12 protein-coding genes are annotated in these 14,843 nt (G+C 52.0%); 8 read left to right on the top strand and 4 right to left on the bottom strand.

Annotation, left to right across the window (positions count from 1 at the left end; genetic code table 11):
• Positions 1–159: 159 nt before the first annotated feature.
• Both CEK60_RS20950 and CEK60_RS20945 read right to left on the bottom strand, forming a co-directional pair.
• Positions 160–783, bottom strand: coding sequence for a DUF3306 domain-containing protein (locus CEK60_RS20950; protein WP_089040655.1), 624 nt, complete (start codon positions 781–783; stop codon positions 160–162).
• Positions 780–1,220 (bottom strand): DUF3305 domain-containing protein, encoded by a 441-nt coding sequence (locus CEK60_RS20945; protein ID WP_089040654.1) that lies wholly within the window; start codon positions 1,218–1,220, stop codon positions 780–782. The genes CEK60_RS20950 and CEK60_RS20945 overlap by 4 nt, the downstream gene beginning before the upstream one ends.
• A 146-nt stretch (positions 1,221–1,366) precedes the next feature.
• Between CEK60_RS20945 and CEK60_RS20940 the strand changes: the two genes are divergently transcribed.
• From CEK60_RS20940 to CEK60_RS20920, 5 genes are read left to right on the top strand one after another with little or no spacing between them, the layout of a single operon-like run.
• Positions 1,367–2,224: a formate dehydrogenase accessory sulfurtransferase FdhD gene (locus CEK60_RS20940; protein ID WP_089040653.1), complete on the top strand. Its 858-nt coding sequence runs from the start codon at positions 1,367–1,369 to the stop codon at positions 2,222–2,224.
• Positions 2,221–2,856, top strand: coding sequence for a molybdenum cofactor guanylyltransferase MobA (gene mobA, locus CEK60_RS20935; RefSeq protein ID WP_089040652.1), 636 nt, complete (start codon positions 2,221–2,223; stop codon positions 2,854–2,856). Before CEK60_RS20940 ends, mobA begins: the two co-directional genes overlap by 4 nt.
• Complete coding sequence (moeA, locus tag CEK60_RS20930; RefSeq protein ID WP_089040651.1) at positions 2,853–4,106, top strand: molybdopterin molybdotransferase MoeA; 1,254 nt, start codon at positions 2,853–2,855, stop codon at positions 4,104–4,106. Before mobA ends, moeA begins: the two co-directional genes overlap by 4 nt.
• Positions 4,103–5,110: a GTP 3',8-cyclase MoaA gene (moaA, locus tag CEK60_RS20925; RefSeq protein ID WP_232471424.1), complete on the top strand. Its 1,008-nt coding sequence runs from the start codon at positions 4,103–4,105 to the stop codon at positions 5,108–5,110. The genes moeA and moaA overlap by 4 nt, the downstream gene beginning before the upstream one ends.
• A gap of 3 nt (positions 5,111–5,113) precedes the next feature.
• Positions 5,114–6,133 carry a CobW family GTP-binding protein gene (locus CEK60_RS20920; RefSeq protein ID WP_089040650.1) on the top strand — a complete coding sequence of 340 codons (1,020 nt, stop codon included), beginning with the start codon at positions 5,114–5,116 and terminating at the stop codon, positions 6,131–6,133.
• Here CEK60_RS20920 and CEK60_RS20915 read toward each other — a convergent pair.
• Positions 6,113–9,226, bottom strand: a complete 3,114-nt coding sequence (locus CEK60_RS20915; protein WP_089040649.1) for a bifunctional diguanylate cyclase/phosphodiesterase — start codon at positions 9,224–9,226, stop codon at positions 6,113–6,115. The genes CEK60_RS20920 and CEK60_RS20915 overlap by 21 nt on opposite strands.
• A 185-nt stretch (positions 9,227–9,411) precedes the next feature.
• On the opposite strand from CEK60_RS20915, the gene CEK60_RS20910 reads away from it, so the two are divergent.
• Positions 9,412–10,317 (top strand): LysR family transcriptional regulator, encoded by a 906-nt coding sequence (locus CEK60_RS20910; protein ID WP_089040648.1) that lies wholly within the window; start codon positions 9,412–9,414, stop codon positions 10,315–10,317.
• Positions 10,318–10,403: 86 nt separating this feature from the next.
• Here CEK60_RS20910 and CEK60_RS20905 read toward each other — a convergent pair whose 3' ends face one another.
• Positions 10,404–11,921, bottom strand: a complete 1,518-nt coding sequence (locus CEK60_RS20905; RefSeq protein ID WP_089040647.1) for an NCS1 family nucleobase:cation symporter-1 — start codon at positions 11,919–11,921, stop codon at positions 10,404–10,406.
• Positions 11,922–12,498: 577 nt separating this feature from the next.
• Between CEK60_RS20905 and CEK60_RS20900 the strand changes: the two genes are divergently transcribed.
• Both CEK60_RS20900 and hydA read left to right on the top strand, forming a co-directional pair.
• On the top strand, positions 12,499–13,365 hold the full coding sequence (locus tag CEK60_RS20900; protein WP_089040646.1) for a nitrilase-related carbon-nitrogen hydrolase: 867 nt from the start codon (positions 12,499–12,501) through the stop codon (positions 13,363–13,365).
• A gap of 31 nt (positions 13,366–13,396) precedes the next feature.
• Positions 13,397–14,836, top strand: a complete 1,440-nt coding sequence (gene hydA, locus CEK60_RS20895) for a dihydropyrimidinase (protein ID WP_089041008.1) — start codon at positions 13,397–13,399, stop codon at positions 14,834–14,836.
• Positions 14,837–14,843 lie beyond the last annotated feature (7 nt).

The following is a 14,843-nucleotide window of genomic DNA, read 5'->3' as shown; positions in this document are numbered from 1 at the left end:
TTTTATAATTAAAAGTCATGTTTTTTTACTTTAATGGCATATCTTAATGCTTTCTCTAACTTGAGCGTAGGTGCCTAGGCGTTTTTTGCCACTTTAAAGCGCATTGGCGTCTCAACGCTTCATCGTCATAACAACAGCAACCCATTGTTTATAAAACAATCACTGCCTATTTATACATTCGTCTACTTCATCGCCAGACAAATCAGACTGGTCGTCTAGCGGCTGTTTTTGTACAAAACCACTATCACTTGTACAGGCATTAACGTCTTCAGGTGGGGTAGGAATGTCGCCATCCGCGATGTTCTCATTGTCTGCTTCTGCGGGCCTATCGACTGCCTCTTCCGCTTTGTTTGCCCAGCGGCGAAGCTTGCCTGCCAGTTCAGTGGCCATAGGCTTAAGCTGCTGACGATAATCAGCATCGTAGTCATCCAAACCATCGCGCACGTTGTAGTTACCGGTGGCCCATAGCCTTTTTAGGGCACGGCGGCGCAGTGCAGCGCTAACACCCGGCACCATGAACGCGCTGAAATCACTGCCTGCCGGTAAGTGATCAGGGTCGGGTAAGGTGTGATCCAAGCTGCCAGGAAGGGGGGGCGCGTCATCGACGCTAGCCTCTGCATCCAACGATTCAGTATCGCTGGAAGTAGCACTTAGCGTATCGGCCTCCAGCCCTAGCTCTGACGTTGGCTCTGTGCTGTCGTTGGGAGGGTTATCTAATGCTGCGTCGGCTTCGTCGCTTTCAACGCCACGCTTTTTACGTGACCAACGTTCAAGTCTGCTCACCGGGGCTGCTCCTTGGTCGGGGTTTCTTTAGCCCGACCGGCTCCCTTATGCTTCTTTTTGCGCTTTTCTGGTGGTGCTTCACCATGACGCGCTAAATAGCTTTCCAGCCATACCTGAATCGCCATCGGCATCGATGCTTCGAGTACCTGTTGTTCACCATCAAGCCAACCTGCTGCGACATCTTGGCTTGCGGTAATAGCATCAGGCTTGGGCGCTTGCCCGGTAAAACCGGCGCGAACAAAAAGACGCGGGGTTGCTGACGTAAGGTTAAAGCGATAGGCCGCACGCTCGGTCATCGACAGCTGAAGGCGAAGCACATAGTCACCTTGCTCACCTGGCGTGAGCTCAGCGATACGCCATTGCGTTAAGGTAAAGCCCCTCACCTGCTTGGGCTCTGCCACCAAGGTAATGCTCAAAGAGCGCAGATTATCACTCATACGGATAGACCACCTTAGACCTTGAATGGGTAGACAAGTAAGCCTTTTGAGCGCCATCATCGTCAACTCAGAGTGTTTTACTCAACTATTATAATTTACATGTATGCGTTACATGATTCTTCACTAGGTTCCAACGAGGATTGCGGATGCCCGCCCTTCAGTTAAGCCGAGCCCGCTTACCGGCCACGACGACAATCGATGTGCTGGATGCTTACGGCGACTCCCGCCAACAAGCCATCGCCGCAGAGCGCGCGCTGACGGTTTATCTCAATAAGCGTGAAATTGTCACGCTAATGACGCTGGGCGATGACCCAGAAGCCTTGGTGGTGGGCTACCTACGCAACCAGGGATTACTGCGCCGCGCGGAAGATTTATCGGCGGTACAGGTGGATTGGGAGGTGGAATCCGCCGCCGTCGTCACCGATTATTTACCTGATGATCTAGACAACCGGCTGAGTACCCGTACCGTCACCACGGGTTGCGGTCAGGGGACCGTGTTCGGCAAATTACTGGAACAAACATCGCTCTCTGCGTTACCTGAGACACCGCTGGCGCAATCAACGCTTTATCAGTTGCTAGCCAATTTGAATACCTACAACGAGACCTATCGCAGCGCGGGAGCAGTACACGGTTGCGCGCTGTGCCAGCAAAGCCGCGTGCTCGACTTCGTTGAAGATGTCGGGCGTCACAATGCGGTGGACACCCTAGCAGGCCACCAGTGGCTCAACCAGGCCGAAAGCAGTAGTGCTGATATTTTCTATACCACTGGCCGCCTAACTTCCGAAATGGTGTTGAAAGTGGCGCAAATGGGGATCAGCGTGTTGGTTTCACGCTCTGGAGTGACCCAAAAAGGTGTGGAGCTGGCGGAACGCTTCGGCGTGATGCTGATTGCTCGGGCTAAAGGCAAAAACTTCCAGGCGATTAATACCGCTAACCGCCTAACGTTAGATGCCATTCCAGCCAAACCACCCAGCGCGCGCACCTCTAAGGAGGCCGGTATATGATCACCCCGCAAACCCTCACTGGCATGATTCTCGCGGGCGGCGAAGGCCGCCGTATGGGTGGGCGTGACAAAGGCCTTGAACCCTTCGCGGGGCTACCGCTCGTGGCCCATGTAGCTAAGCGCTTTGATGGCCATGTATCTGAACTACTGATCAACGCCAATCGCAACACTGATGCCTATGCACTGTTTGCAACACGGGTTATTGAGGACGCGGAAGGCGGCTTTAAAGGCCCCTTGATGGGCATTTATAGTGGCCTACGCGCTGCTAAAACACCCTGGCTACTGGTTGCCCCTTGCGACTCACCTGCCCTACCCAATGACTTAGTGGCGCGCATGGTGGCGGGCATCACCTCAGCAAGTGGTGAACACGATATCGCCGTTGCGTATGACGGCGAGCGCCTGCACCCAGTCGTCGCGCTGCTGCGCACCTCGCTTGCCGATGACTTAGCGAATGCACTGGCTGAGGGCGAACGTAAAATCGACCGCTGGTACGCTCGCCACTCATGGTGCAAGGTCGATATGTCAGATTGCCCGGAAACGTTTGCCAACCTCAATACTGAAGAAGAAAAAGCTCGGCTGGAGCTAACACTAAGCACTGTCTTTAAAGATCCGGCCTCGAAGGAAATACCATGAGCCTGTCGTGCTTCGAACTCGGTGAGCAAATGCTCAGCGTTGACGCAGCGCGAGAGGCACTGCTGTCCTTGGCTGAACAGCCCGTTGCGGTAGAGTCGGTAGCGCTTAGCCAAGCTTATGGCAGGCGCTTAGCCACCGACATCACCGCGCCAATTAACGTGCCACAGAATACCAATGCAGCCATGGATGGTATCGCCCTGGCGTGGCCAGATGAGCAACCTCAGCAAACCAAATGGCCGATTGCAGGCGATGCCTTTGCCGGACAGGCGTTTGAAGGCAGCGTACCTCTCGGCCAGTGCGTACGCATTACCACCGGCGCTCCCTTACCGTCAGGCACCGACACCATTATCATGCGCGAGCAGCTTAGTGAGCATGACGGTAGTGTCACTATTGATTCCCCTGACCGGGTTAGCCATGGTCAGCACGTGCGCCAAGCGGGGGAAGATATTGCCCTAGGCGAGGTAGCACTGGTAGCTGGTACGAGGCTAGATGCCGCCTGTTTGGGGTTAATAGCCTCACTGGGCTATGGTGAGGTTTGCATTTTCAGGCGCCCAAAGGTGGCGATTTTCTCTACTGGAAATGAGGTCACTCCCCCTGGCGAAGCGCTGCCCAGCGCAGGCATTTACGACACCAATCGTTTTACATTGATGGGCTTGCTCAACGAACAGGGTGCTGAAGTGATGGATCTGGGCATTTTGCCTGATGACCCCACCACCATTCAAAATGCCCTGGCTAGCGCAGCCAAGCAGTGTGATTTAGTCATTACCAGTGGGGGCGTTTCTGTCGGCCATGCCGATTACACCAGGCAAGCGTTGGAAACATTAGGCCAATTAGCTTTTTGGCGCGTGGCGCTGCGCCCCGGACGCCCCATGGCCTGCGGCTGGCTGGGTGAATCGCGCAAACCATTTGTCGGCTTACCCGGCAACCCCGTTGCGGTCATGGTAACCTTTAGTCAATTCGTAGTGCCATTATTGGAACGTTTACAAAAACAACCCCCCGTTCCACCGAGGCGTTTAACAGCCATTACCCAAACTCCGCTAAAAAGTCGCCTAAAGCGCACCGATTTTATACGTGGCATTTATTCAAGCGATGCTCACGGTGTGCTGCAGGTACGTAGTACCGGAGCGCAGGGGTCTGGGATTTTAACCTCGATGGTAGCTGCTAACTGCCTGATTGAACTGGGTGATGATCAAGCAGGCGCCCAGCCAGGCGACGCAGTCTGCATCCAACCACTGACGAGGTGGCAATGACCAAACAACCAATTGCCGAAAAACTCATTGATGATTTCGGCCGCCGTGTTAGTTATGTACGCATTTCCGTGACGGATCGCTGCGACTTTCGCTGCGTTTACTGCATGAGCGAAGAGATGACCTTCCTGCCAAGAGCTCAGGTGCTTACGCTGGAAGAACTTGCCATGGTGGCCCAGGCGTTTACCGAGCTAGGCGTTGAGAAGATCCGCTTAACCGGGGGCGAACCGCTAGTGCGTAAAGGCATTGAGCAGCTCGTGGACGACATTGGCGCGCTGCCAGGGCTCAACGACTTCACCATGACCACGAACGGGGCCAGTCTGCGCAAACACGCCAAACGGCTCTATCAAGGGGGGCTGCGCAGGCTCAATATCAGCCTCGACTCTCTTAACCCTGAGCGCTTCAAACAGCTAACCCGTACAGGTGAGTTAGCGAAAGTGATTGACGGCATTCACGCCGCTAAAGAAGCTGGCTTTTCACGCATCAAGCTTAACGCTGTGATTCTCAAGGGGCGCAATGATGATGAAGTGCTGGACCTTGTCACGTTCGCTCGCCAAGAAGAGCTGGATATCAGCTTTATCGAAGAGATGCCGCTGGGCGATGTGTCTGATCACTCTCGGGCCGAGACCTTTTACTCTAGTGACGACGTTCAAGCGCTGATCGAGACACGCTACCCGCTCATGCCTTCAACGGAAACCACACCTGGGCCTTCGCGCTATTTTAAAATGGCCGATAGCAGCAGTCGGGTTGGCTTTATTTCGCCCCATAGCCACAACTTTTGCGATAGCTGCAACCGCGTGCGGGTAACCGTTGAAGGCCGTCTACTGCTCTGCCTCGGTAATGAACACTCTGTCGATTTGCGTGCCGTACTGCGCCGACATCCTGGCAATATGCAGGCGTTGAAAACCGCCATTATTAATGCCTTGCCGCTCAAGCCCGAGCGCCATCACTTTACGACCGATGGCGATGTCCAGGTGGTGCGCTTTATGAATATGACAGGGGGTTAAACGTTGTCAGCCACTCGCGTGCCCGTGCATATCATTACAGGCTTTCTCGGCAGCGGCAAAACCACGCTTATCCACAGCCTAATCGAGCAAAAGCCTGTGGATGAGAAGTGGGCCATTTTAGTCAATGAGTTTGGCCAGATTGGCATTGATCAAGCGATGTTTGAGCAGCGTGACGATGTCGTCGTCAAGGGGCTCCCCGGCGGCTGCCTGTGTTGCCAATTAGCTTTTGTGCTGCAGGCTGCACTGGTCAATTTGCTCGCCCGCAACAAACCAGACCGCGTCATAATTGAGCCTTCGGGGCTTGGCCATCCCGCCGGCTTACTCGATCTGCTGCGCGGCGAAGCCTTTCAAGACGTTGTGGCCGTTCACGATATTATTGCTACCCTAGATCCGCGCCGGTTAGATGAATCTCGGGTCCGTGAACACGAGACCTTTCAAGATCAGTTAGCCATGGCCGATGCCATCGCCATTACGATGGGTGAGCAGGCTAGTACCGAACAACACGACCATGCGCAGCAGTTTGTGACGGAACTCTGGCCACCACGCAAATGGGTTCATCGCAGTGAGCATGGCACGATGCCGCTATCGCTGCTGTTGAACAGCACCCAGACCCGTGCCCAACAAGATACCGCTGTCCCTGATACGCATCGTCAAATGATAACAACCCCCACGCTGGAAGGCGCTTTTTTTGATGCTCCCCCTCCGCAGGGCCAACCTCAGCATAAGACGGCTAGCGCCCTTGGATACACCAGCACAGGCCTTCGCTGGCACCCCAATGAACGCTTTGACCTTGATCGTTTGGCCGCCCACTTAGGTGAGTTTCCCTCATCTGCGCGAGTAAAAGGCGTCTTTCATACCGAGCAGGGCTGGAAGCAGCTCAATCGAGCCGATGGAACACTTAGTCTCGGCAATAGCGCCTGGCGGCAGGATTCGCGGCTTGAGGTGATTACCCCCGACAATGACGCTGATACCCACACCAATTTACTGACAGAACTGCAATCATCAGGAGCGCTGTTGAGCTAAAAACGTTTTCTCAATAGCGTCTACCTGCATAGGGCGTCCAAATAAATAACCTTGAAAAGCTTGGCAGCCATGAGCCAGCAGCCACGCTTTCTGGCTCTCTGATTCGACGCCTTCGGCAATGACATCAAGATTTAAGCTTTTTGCCAGGGCAATCGTACTCTCCACAATGGCCGCATTAGCACTGCTTTCTAACACTTGATGGACAAACGACTGATCGATCTTAAGCTGATCAAGTGGCAACTGCGCAAGATACGCCAGCGATGAATAACCGGTTCCAAAATCATCCAGAGAAAAACGTACACCTTGGGCTTTCAGGCTCAGCATTTTGTCACGGGCATCGTCGCGCGCTTCCACAAACAACGACTCGGTAACTTCAAGCTTGAGGCGCTCAAGCGGTGCCTTTGTACGCACAAAAACCTGCTGTAAGCGAGATAAGAACTCACTATCGCGAAACTGCAGTGGGCTGATATTCACCGAAATCGTCAGTTCACGCAGGTGTGGCGTTGCTGCCCAGCAAGCTAGCTGACGGCATGCATCTTCAATGACCCACTCACCAACCTCATTAATCAGCCCGGTACTCTCTAAGAGTGGAATAAACTCGCCAGGTGACACCATGCCACGCTCTGGATGCTGCCAGCGCAGCAGTGCCTCAACTCCCGTACAGTGGCCAAAGCGATTAACCTGAGGCTGGTAATAGAGGCGCCATTGGTGACTCTCCAATGCCTGCCGCAAGTCGGCTTCAAGCTTAACCCGCGCCAGTAGCGTAGCCTGCATCGAAGGATCAAAAAAGCGTATGGCACGACGCCCACTCGCTTTCGCCTGTAACAAGGCCATATCGACCTGCTGAAGGTAGTCTTCGGCACTTCGCTGGCTATCGGACACAACCGTAATCCCAACGCATGCGGTGACCATAACTTGCTCTTCAGAAAAATTAACCGGCTCATCAAGCGCCACCAGAAGTTTCTGGGCAATATGTTCTGCTAAGCGGCGTGTCTGGCGTGGGCTTCCATCGATGTCTTCAATAAGCACCGCAAATTCATCACTACCCAGGCGAGCCAACGTATCGGTATCGCGCAACATTTGGCCAAACCGCTGGGCAACCCGCTGAAGCAACTGATCGCCGGCGAGGTGCCCCAAGGTATCGTTAATATGGTTGAAACGGTCAATATCGATTACCAACAACGCTCCACAGCGCTGATGGCGGTTTAGCTCTTTAAGTGCTGTCTCCATTCTGTCCATAAACAAGCGTCGATTTGCGAAGCCCGTTAATGGATCATAAAACGCAAGCTGGTGGATCTCTTGCTCAGCGGCTTTGCGCTCACTAATATCACTCATGGTGGCAACGTAGTTAGTCAGTACACCGTCTGCATCGTAAACAGCACTAATCGTCAGCCACTCAGGGAATAGCTCACCATTTTTGCGCTGATTCCAGATTTCTCCCTCCCAACTTCCTGTGGTCATCACCCGCTTCCACAAACGACGATAAAACGCTGCGTTATGGTGGCCAGAGCTAAATATACGCGGGTTCTTACCGATCACCTCAGCATCGCTATAGCCGGTTATACGCTTAAACGTCTCATTAACTTTTAAAATATTTCCCCGTGCATCCGCCACTATGATGCCCAGATGTGCTTGAAAAGCAGCTGCTGCAATCTGCAGCTCAACTTCTGCGCGCTTCGTTTCGGTAATATCACGGTTCACCGATAACACTCCCTCAAACTGTCCAGCACTACTGATTAGCGGACTCACGGTGGCATGAAAATGGTGTGGCTGTGCATCAATGGTCAGCGGATATTCAAACCTTTCTACTTTATGCAACTGCTGCACTCGCTCAAAAACGGCGGCAAATGCACGAGCTAAGGGAACAGGCAAGACATGTGAAAAGTGTTTTCCCAGCGCATCTTGGCTTTTAACAAGCAACTGCTCAGGGGAAGCCGCATGGATATAGTTAAAGCGCCCTTCCACATCAAATACAAAAATCAAATCCTGAATCGAGTGGACTAAGGCATCCATACGCGCGCCACGCGCTTGCGCTTCGGCTCTTGCTAGCTCTCGTTCTTTTATTCGTTCATGTAGTTGGTAAGCTAACGCAAGGCGGTTTAAGTAGTGGCGAACACCCCAAGCCCCCAACAGCGTAATCAAACCAACGACCAGCAATAACACCAGCAAACGCTGGCGCCATCCTGCCATCAGCGTATGAAGGTCAACGCCCACTGCAACAAATACCGGATAGCCACTAATGCGTTGCATGTGAAATAAGCGTTTACTTCCGTCAAGGGGCGAGATTGCGGCTAATGTCCGAGTAACACTACCGCTGTTTAACCACTGCTGTGTCTCAGGTGCATCAAGTTGGCTACCAATGAGCATTCCTTCATGGGGAGCCGGGTGCCGAGCAACCACTTTTAGACTCTCATCTATCAGCGCCATACTCTCACCGTCGTACAGTCGCATTTGCTGCAGCGCACTATTGAGGATATGCGGCATGATACGAGACATAATCACACCAGCGAAGTCGCCCTGGTCATTCACTAGACGCCTGCCATGATAGAGAAAGAAACGCTGCTTGCTTGTCGACCAAATAAGCGGCGTCATCATTTCGTCTTGGCCACCTTGTTGAAAGGTGCGGAAAAAGGCGCTGTCGCCAATCCCCTCCCCAACATGTCGATTAGCGTTACTGCTTAAACGTAGGCGCCCCTGAGGGTCTAAGACACTAACACTATCGATCAGTGGCACATACTCGGTAAGATTGTCGAGCGCTCGCTGGACGGCAGTTGCACTTTCCGCCTCTAAACCATCCAACCCCAAAGAGTTTTCTTGGTGAACATTGAGCAACTCGGCCAGGCTAAACAAACCTTGGCTGCTCTGCCCAAACATGCCTGTTACCCATTCTGACACCACATTCGCACGGGCAATCACACGGGACTCAGCCGCATTGACTTCTTGGTGATATTGGCCTTTGAGCAACCAGCCAAACAGCGCAATCATCATACATAACGACAAAACATAGAGCGTAATAACGCGCTGCTTTTGGCGCCGAAAGCCAGGCATTGCCTGGCTTTTGTTAGTTACCCGATCACTGCGAAGTAGCAGCATTATATGTAGGCCTTATTCAAATATCCCAGAGCACACCTGATACAGTATAAAAAGAACGGTGAAAGATAGACCACAGCGGCTCCTCGTAAGCGGTTCTAAATAGTGGCGCGGCTTGTTTTTGATGTATAGCTATTTTCAGCAAAAAAGCTCATAAAAGTCGTTATTTTACTTAATAAGAGGCTGCCATGGCATCGTTAGGCCAAATGAGTGACTACGAAGTACGCTTGGTGCGTATTTTTAAAACGGTCGTGGAATGCGGTGGTTTCACCGCTGCGGAAACCGCTTTAGGCATCAGCCGTTCAGCCATTAGCCAACACATGAATGATTTAGAAGGCAGGCTAGGCTTTTCGCTATGCCAGCGTGGCCGAGGCGGCTTTAGTTTAACCGAAGAAGGCAAAGAAATTTACCAAGCAGGTTTGACGCTACTGACCGCGCTCGAAGCCTTTAAAAGCGATGTAAACGCATTACATCATACCATCAAGGGCGAGCTGAATATCGGTATCACCGACAACTTGGTCACCTTGCCTGCCATGCATGTTACCCATGCGCTCGCCGAGCTGACAGCGCCAAACCATGAAGTCACGGTTAATATTCACATGGAGCCTTCAGATGCCGTTATTCGAAGCGTAATGGATGGCCACTTGCATGTCGGCGTAGTGCCCGCGGTTAACTTACCCTCCAGCTTAGAAACGTATCTATTGTACGAGGAGCCTTCGTTTCTTTACTGCGCCGCTGACCACCCCTTGTTTGATGAAACTGATGAAGTATTCACAGCTGAACAGATTGCCGCTTATCCAGCGATAACGCCTCGCTACCCACTCCCTAGCGATGCGCGTAAAGCACATGATGCGTTAAATTTACAAGCGTCTGCCTCTGATCGGGAGGGCGCTGCGTTTTTGATTCTCACTGGGCGGTTTATCGGTTTTCTCCCAGAACATGTTGCCGCCCAATGGGTTAATGCCAATAAGATGCGCGCCCTTCAGCCGGGTACTCAGCGTTATCAGATTCCGTTTGTGCTAATCACTCGCCATGATCGCCGACCCAACCGGGTGGTCGATGCATTTTTAGGATTTGTAAAAGGCGCAAAATAGCTCACTTGGTTATGCCAAGCACAAAATAATCAAAGCTCGGCACTTAGCCGAGCTTTGATTATTAACGACGTTTACATATAACGAGTTTATGGCAGTTTTGCCGTCTCGCTGGCCATGTGTGGCGCGGGTCCTACCTGAGAAGACGGTGTTAAAACGTGGCTTGCGGCGTAATAAACAATCGCGCCAAGCGCAGAACCGGTAAACCAGCCATAGTCATAGAACCAGTTCATGGTGCCGGTTAACAGTGCTAGTAGCGTCAGTGCCACCGGCACGCCGAACGCGATAAAACCCGCCACATTAAACGCAGGATAAGCACGGTTATCCATATATAAGCTAGGCACATCTAAGCGCTGCTTTTTAATTAGGAAATAGTCCACTGCCATGATGCCTGCAATGGGGCCAAGCAAGCTGGAGTATCCTAGCAGCCAGTTTGAATACATCTGCTCAAGCGACACCCCTTGAGCAATGAGCCCCGCTTTCTGCAAAAGATCGTAGCCCATCAATAAAACACCCACTGCTCCGGTTATCAGAACGCCACGCGTCTGATTAATCCATTTTGGCGCAATATTTTGAAAGTCATTGGTTGGCGAGACAATATTCGCGGCTGTATTGGTAGACAGCGTTGCAACAATGATCAACACCATCGCTAACACGACCCAAAAAGGACTATCGATCATCCCTATCAAGTTAACTGGGTCAGCGATCGTTTGTCCCACCAACGATTCTGAAGCTGCAGTCAATACAACGCCCAACGCTGCAAAGAAGAACATTGTCAGCGGTAGCCCAATCACTTGGCCAACAATTTGATCTTTTTGGCTTTTGGCAAACCGGCTGAAATCAGGAATGTTCAGCGACAACGTCGCCCAAAACCCCACCATCGCGGTTAACCCTGCAAAGAAGTAGCCATATACCGACGCTCCTTCTGGGCGCGAAGGCGGTTGCGCTAATAACTCAGTCATCGACATGTGCGGCCATGCCCACATCATTAATCCAACCCCCACAGCAAGCAGCAATGGCGCCGCTAGGGTTTCCAGCCACTTGATCGACTCAGCCCCACGAATGACCACAAGAAGATTCATTGCACCAAATACAAAAAAGCCAATCACTTCACCTATCCCACCCAGCGCAGCCCAAGCGGGGACCAGTTCGGATAACAGAAGATGAATAGCCAAACCACCAAACATCGTTTGAATGCCAAACCAGCCGCAGCCTACGAGAGCCCGCACCAAACAAGGCACATTAGAACCTAAAATACCGAACGATGATCGCAGTACAATTGGAAATGGAATACCAAATTTAGTGCCAGGAAAGGCATTTAGAGTGAGCGGAATCAGGACAATCACGTTGGCTAGAAAAATGGCAAAAAGCGCTTCGCCCACACTCAGGCCAAAGTAGGCGGTTAACACACCACCCAATGTGTAGGTCGGCACACAAATCGACATCCCCACCCAAAGTGCCGCAATGTTCCATTTACTCCAAGTGCGCTCACTCGCCTGAGTGGGCGCAATATCTTTATTGAAACGAGGACTATCACCTACGTCTTTGCCTACATCGAGTTCAATTAACCCCTCTCTGTCCACCATTCGGGATGTTGAGCCAGTCATATAGTCTCCTCAGCAGTGCTGTAGCCCAGTAAATTCACGGTGTCAGTCTTTTAAGAGCAATAAGCGTGCCTAAAACAAAATCACAAACACTAACCCATTGATCAAAAAGCTGACTTAACAGGCAGACATACACATACTTTTAGCGTGATTGTTGTTATTCGCCTTGCAGATCTTAAAAGCCATTAATAAGCGTAGCCATTTAAACAAAATACGCACCAAAAAGACGCATAAAAAATATCAAAATCAAAAACAAAACAACATAAAGCAATGTTTTAAAACAAAAAATTAAATATCACCAATATCGAACGACACCTCACCAACTTAGCAAAAATAGCACTAAAAATAATAAAAACATTAAAAAATCAAAGAGTTAAACCAGTAAATAAAAATTATTAAAAAACACTTGAAACAACACCTCACAAAGGACTATGTTCAAAAAGCTGTCAATCAAGACAACTTTTTGAACAACAATAAGACACCACTGCACGCCACGTAATCACACACTTGTTACTTGACCAGTAACCTACCGACATGCGTATGCATGCGGTTGGCGCGTATGACTTGAGAGGGCTGTTCTATGCAGAAAATGAAAATTGGCTTAATTCAAATGGGGCTCAAAACCAGCACCGATTTAGACCCCGCGGCGATCCGCGATGCGATGAACGAAGCACACCTACCGATGATTCAGCAGGCCGCCGAACAGGGTGTGCAAGTACTGTGTTTTCAAGAAGTCTTTAACCAGCCGTACTTCTGCCCAAGCCAAGATGGCAAATGGTACGCCGCCGCAGAGCGGGTTCCAGAAGGTCCCACTTGTCAGATGATGCAAAAACTGGCTGCCGAACACCGCATGGTCATTATCGTGCCCGTGTATGAAGAAACAGAGACCGGCGTTTACTACAACACCGCCGCCGTGTTTGATGCCGACGGTAGCTACCTCGGCAAATATCATAAAACTCATATCCCTCAAGTGGCCGGTTTTTGGGAGAAATTCTTCTTCAAACCAGGGAAATCGAACTGGCCAGTCTTCGACACTGCCTACGGCAAAATTGGTGTGTATATCTGCTATGACCGCCATTTCCCTGAAGGCTGGCGTGCGCTGGCACTCAACGGTGCTGAGGTAATCTTCAACCCTTCCGCTACCGTAGCCGGGCTTTCCCAGTACCTATGGGAGCTTGAGCAGCCTGCTTCCGCTGCGGCTAACGGTTGCTTCATTGCTGCTATCAACCGCGTGGGCACAGAGGCACCCTGGAATATTGGCAACTTCTACGGCTCCAGCTACATCGTCAACCCCCGCGGCAAAATCGAAGCCCAGGCCAGCGAAACGGAAGACGAGCTACTAGTGCATGAAATTGATTTAGATATGGTGCGCGAGGTGCGCAATAACTGGCAGTTCTTCCGCGATCGTCGCCCCGATGCCTACACCCGCCTCACTGATGGTGAGTAGCCCTGTTGATGAATCATACGAGGACTGCATGATGAGTTTATTGATCAAAGGCGGCACCGTCGTCACCCATGCCGATACTTACCGCGCCGACGTTCTGTGCGTCGACGGAAAAATCCACGCCATTGGCACCGACTTAGACCTCCCCGATAACTGCGACATTATTGACGCCAGCAATCAGTTGGTAATGCCCGGTGGCATTGACCCTCATACCCATATGCAAATGCCATTTATGGGCGCAGTGGCTAGCGAAGATTTTTACACCGGCACCGCCGCCGCTATGGCGGGTGGCACCACGACGATTATCGACTTTGTCATTCCAAGCCCAGGCCAATCACTCTTAGAAGCCTTTGAGACGTGGCAAGGGTGGGCGGAAAAAGCGGCTACCGATTTCGCTTTCCACGTGGCAATCACCTGGTGGGATGAGAGCGTCAAAGAGGAAATGGGCACCCTGGTGCGCGAACACGGCGTGAATAGTTTCAAGCACTTTATGGCCTACAAGGGCGCGATTATGGCCACTGATGACATATTGGTGGAAAGCTTTTCACGCTGCCTGGAATTGGGCGCGGTACCTACGGTACACGCCGAAAACGGCGAACTGGTTTACCACATGCAGCAGAAACTACTGGCCCAGGGCATTACCGGGCCGGAAGCTCACCCACTTTCGCGCCCACCACAAGTAGAAGGTGAAGCCGCCAGCCGAGCGATTCGAATTGCCAGCACGCTAGGCGCGCCGGTTTATCTGGTACATGTATCCACCAAAGACGCCGTCGATGAAATTGCCTATGCCCGCCAGCAAGGCCATCCAGTATTCGGCGAGTGCCTGGCAGGACACTTACTCATTGATGACAGCGTTTACCAGCATCCCGACTGGGCAACTGCCGCGGCCCACGTAATGAGTCCACCGTTCCGCCCCAAAGGGCATCAGGAAGCGCTTTGGCATGGCCTGCAGTCTGGTAATTTGCAAACCACTGCCACTGACCACTGCTGCTTCTGCGAAGAGCAAAAAGCCGCAGGCAAAGATGACTTTACCAAGATCCCTAACGGCACCGCAGGGGTAGAAGATCGCCTTGCAGTGATATGGGACGCAGGCGTTAACAGCGGCAAGCTCTCCCCCCAGGAGTTTGTCGCAGTCACTTCCACCAATACCGCCAAAATTTTCAACCTGTACCCCCGTAAAGGGGCCATCCAAGTGGGCGCCGATGCCGATATTGTGGTGTGGGATCCGAATGGCACACGTACGATCTCCGCCAAAACCCATCATCAAAATGTCGACTTCAACATTTTCGAGGGCAAAACGGTGCGCGGTATTGCTCGCCACACGATTAGCCAAGGGAAATGGGTATGGCGAGACGGTGAACTGCACGCCGAGCGGGGTGCTGGGCGCTACTTAAAACGCCCCGCCTACCCAGGTGTGTTTGAGCTACTGGCTAAACGTGCCGAATTAAATGCGCCGGTAGCCGTAACGCGCTGAACAGCTC

Source organism: Halomonas sp. N3-2A (assembly GCF_002216165.1).
Classification (GTDB): domain Bacteria; phylum Pseudomonadota; class Gammaproteobacteria; order Pseudomonadales; family Halomonadaceae; genus Vreelandella.
This window is presented reverse-complemented; position numbering and strand designations above follow the sequence as displayed.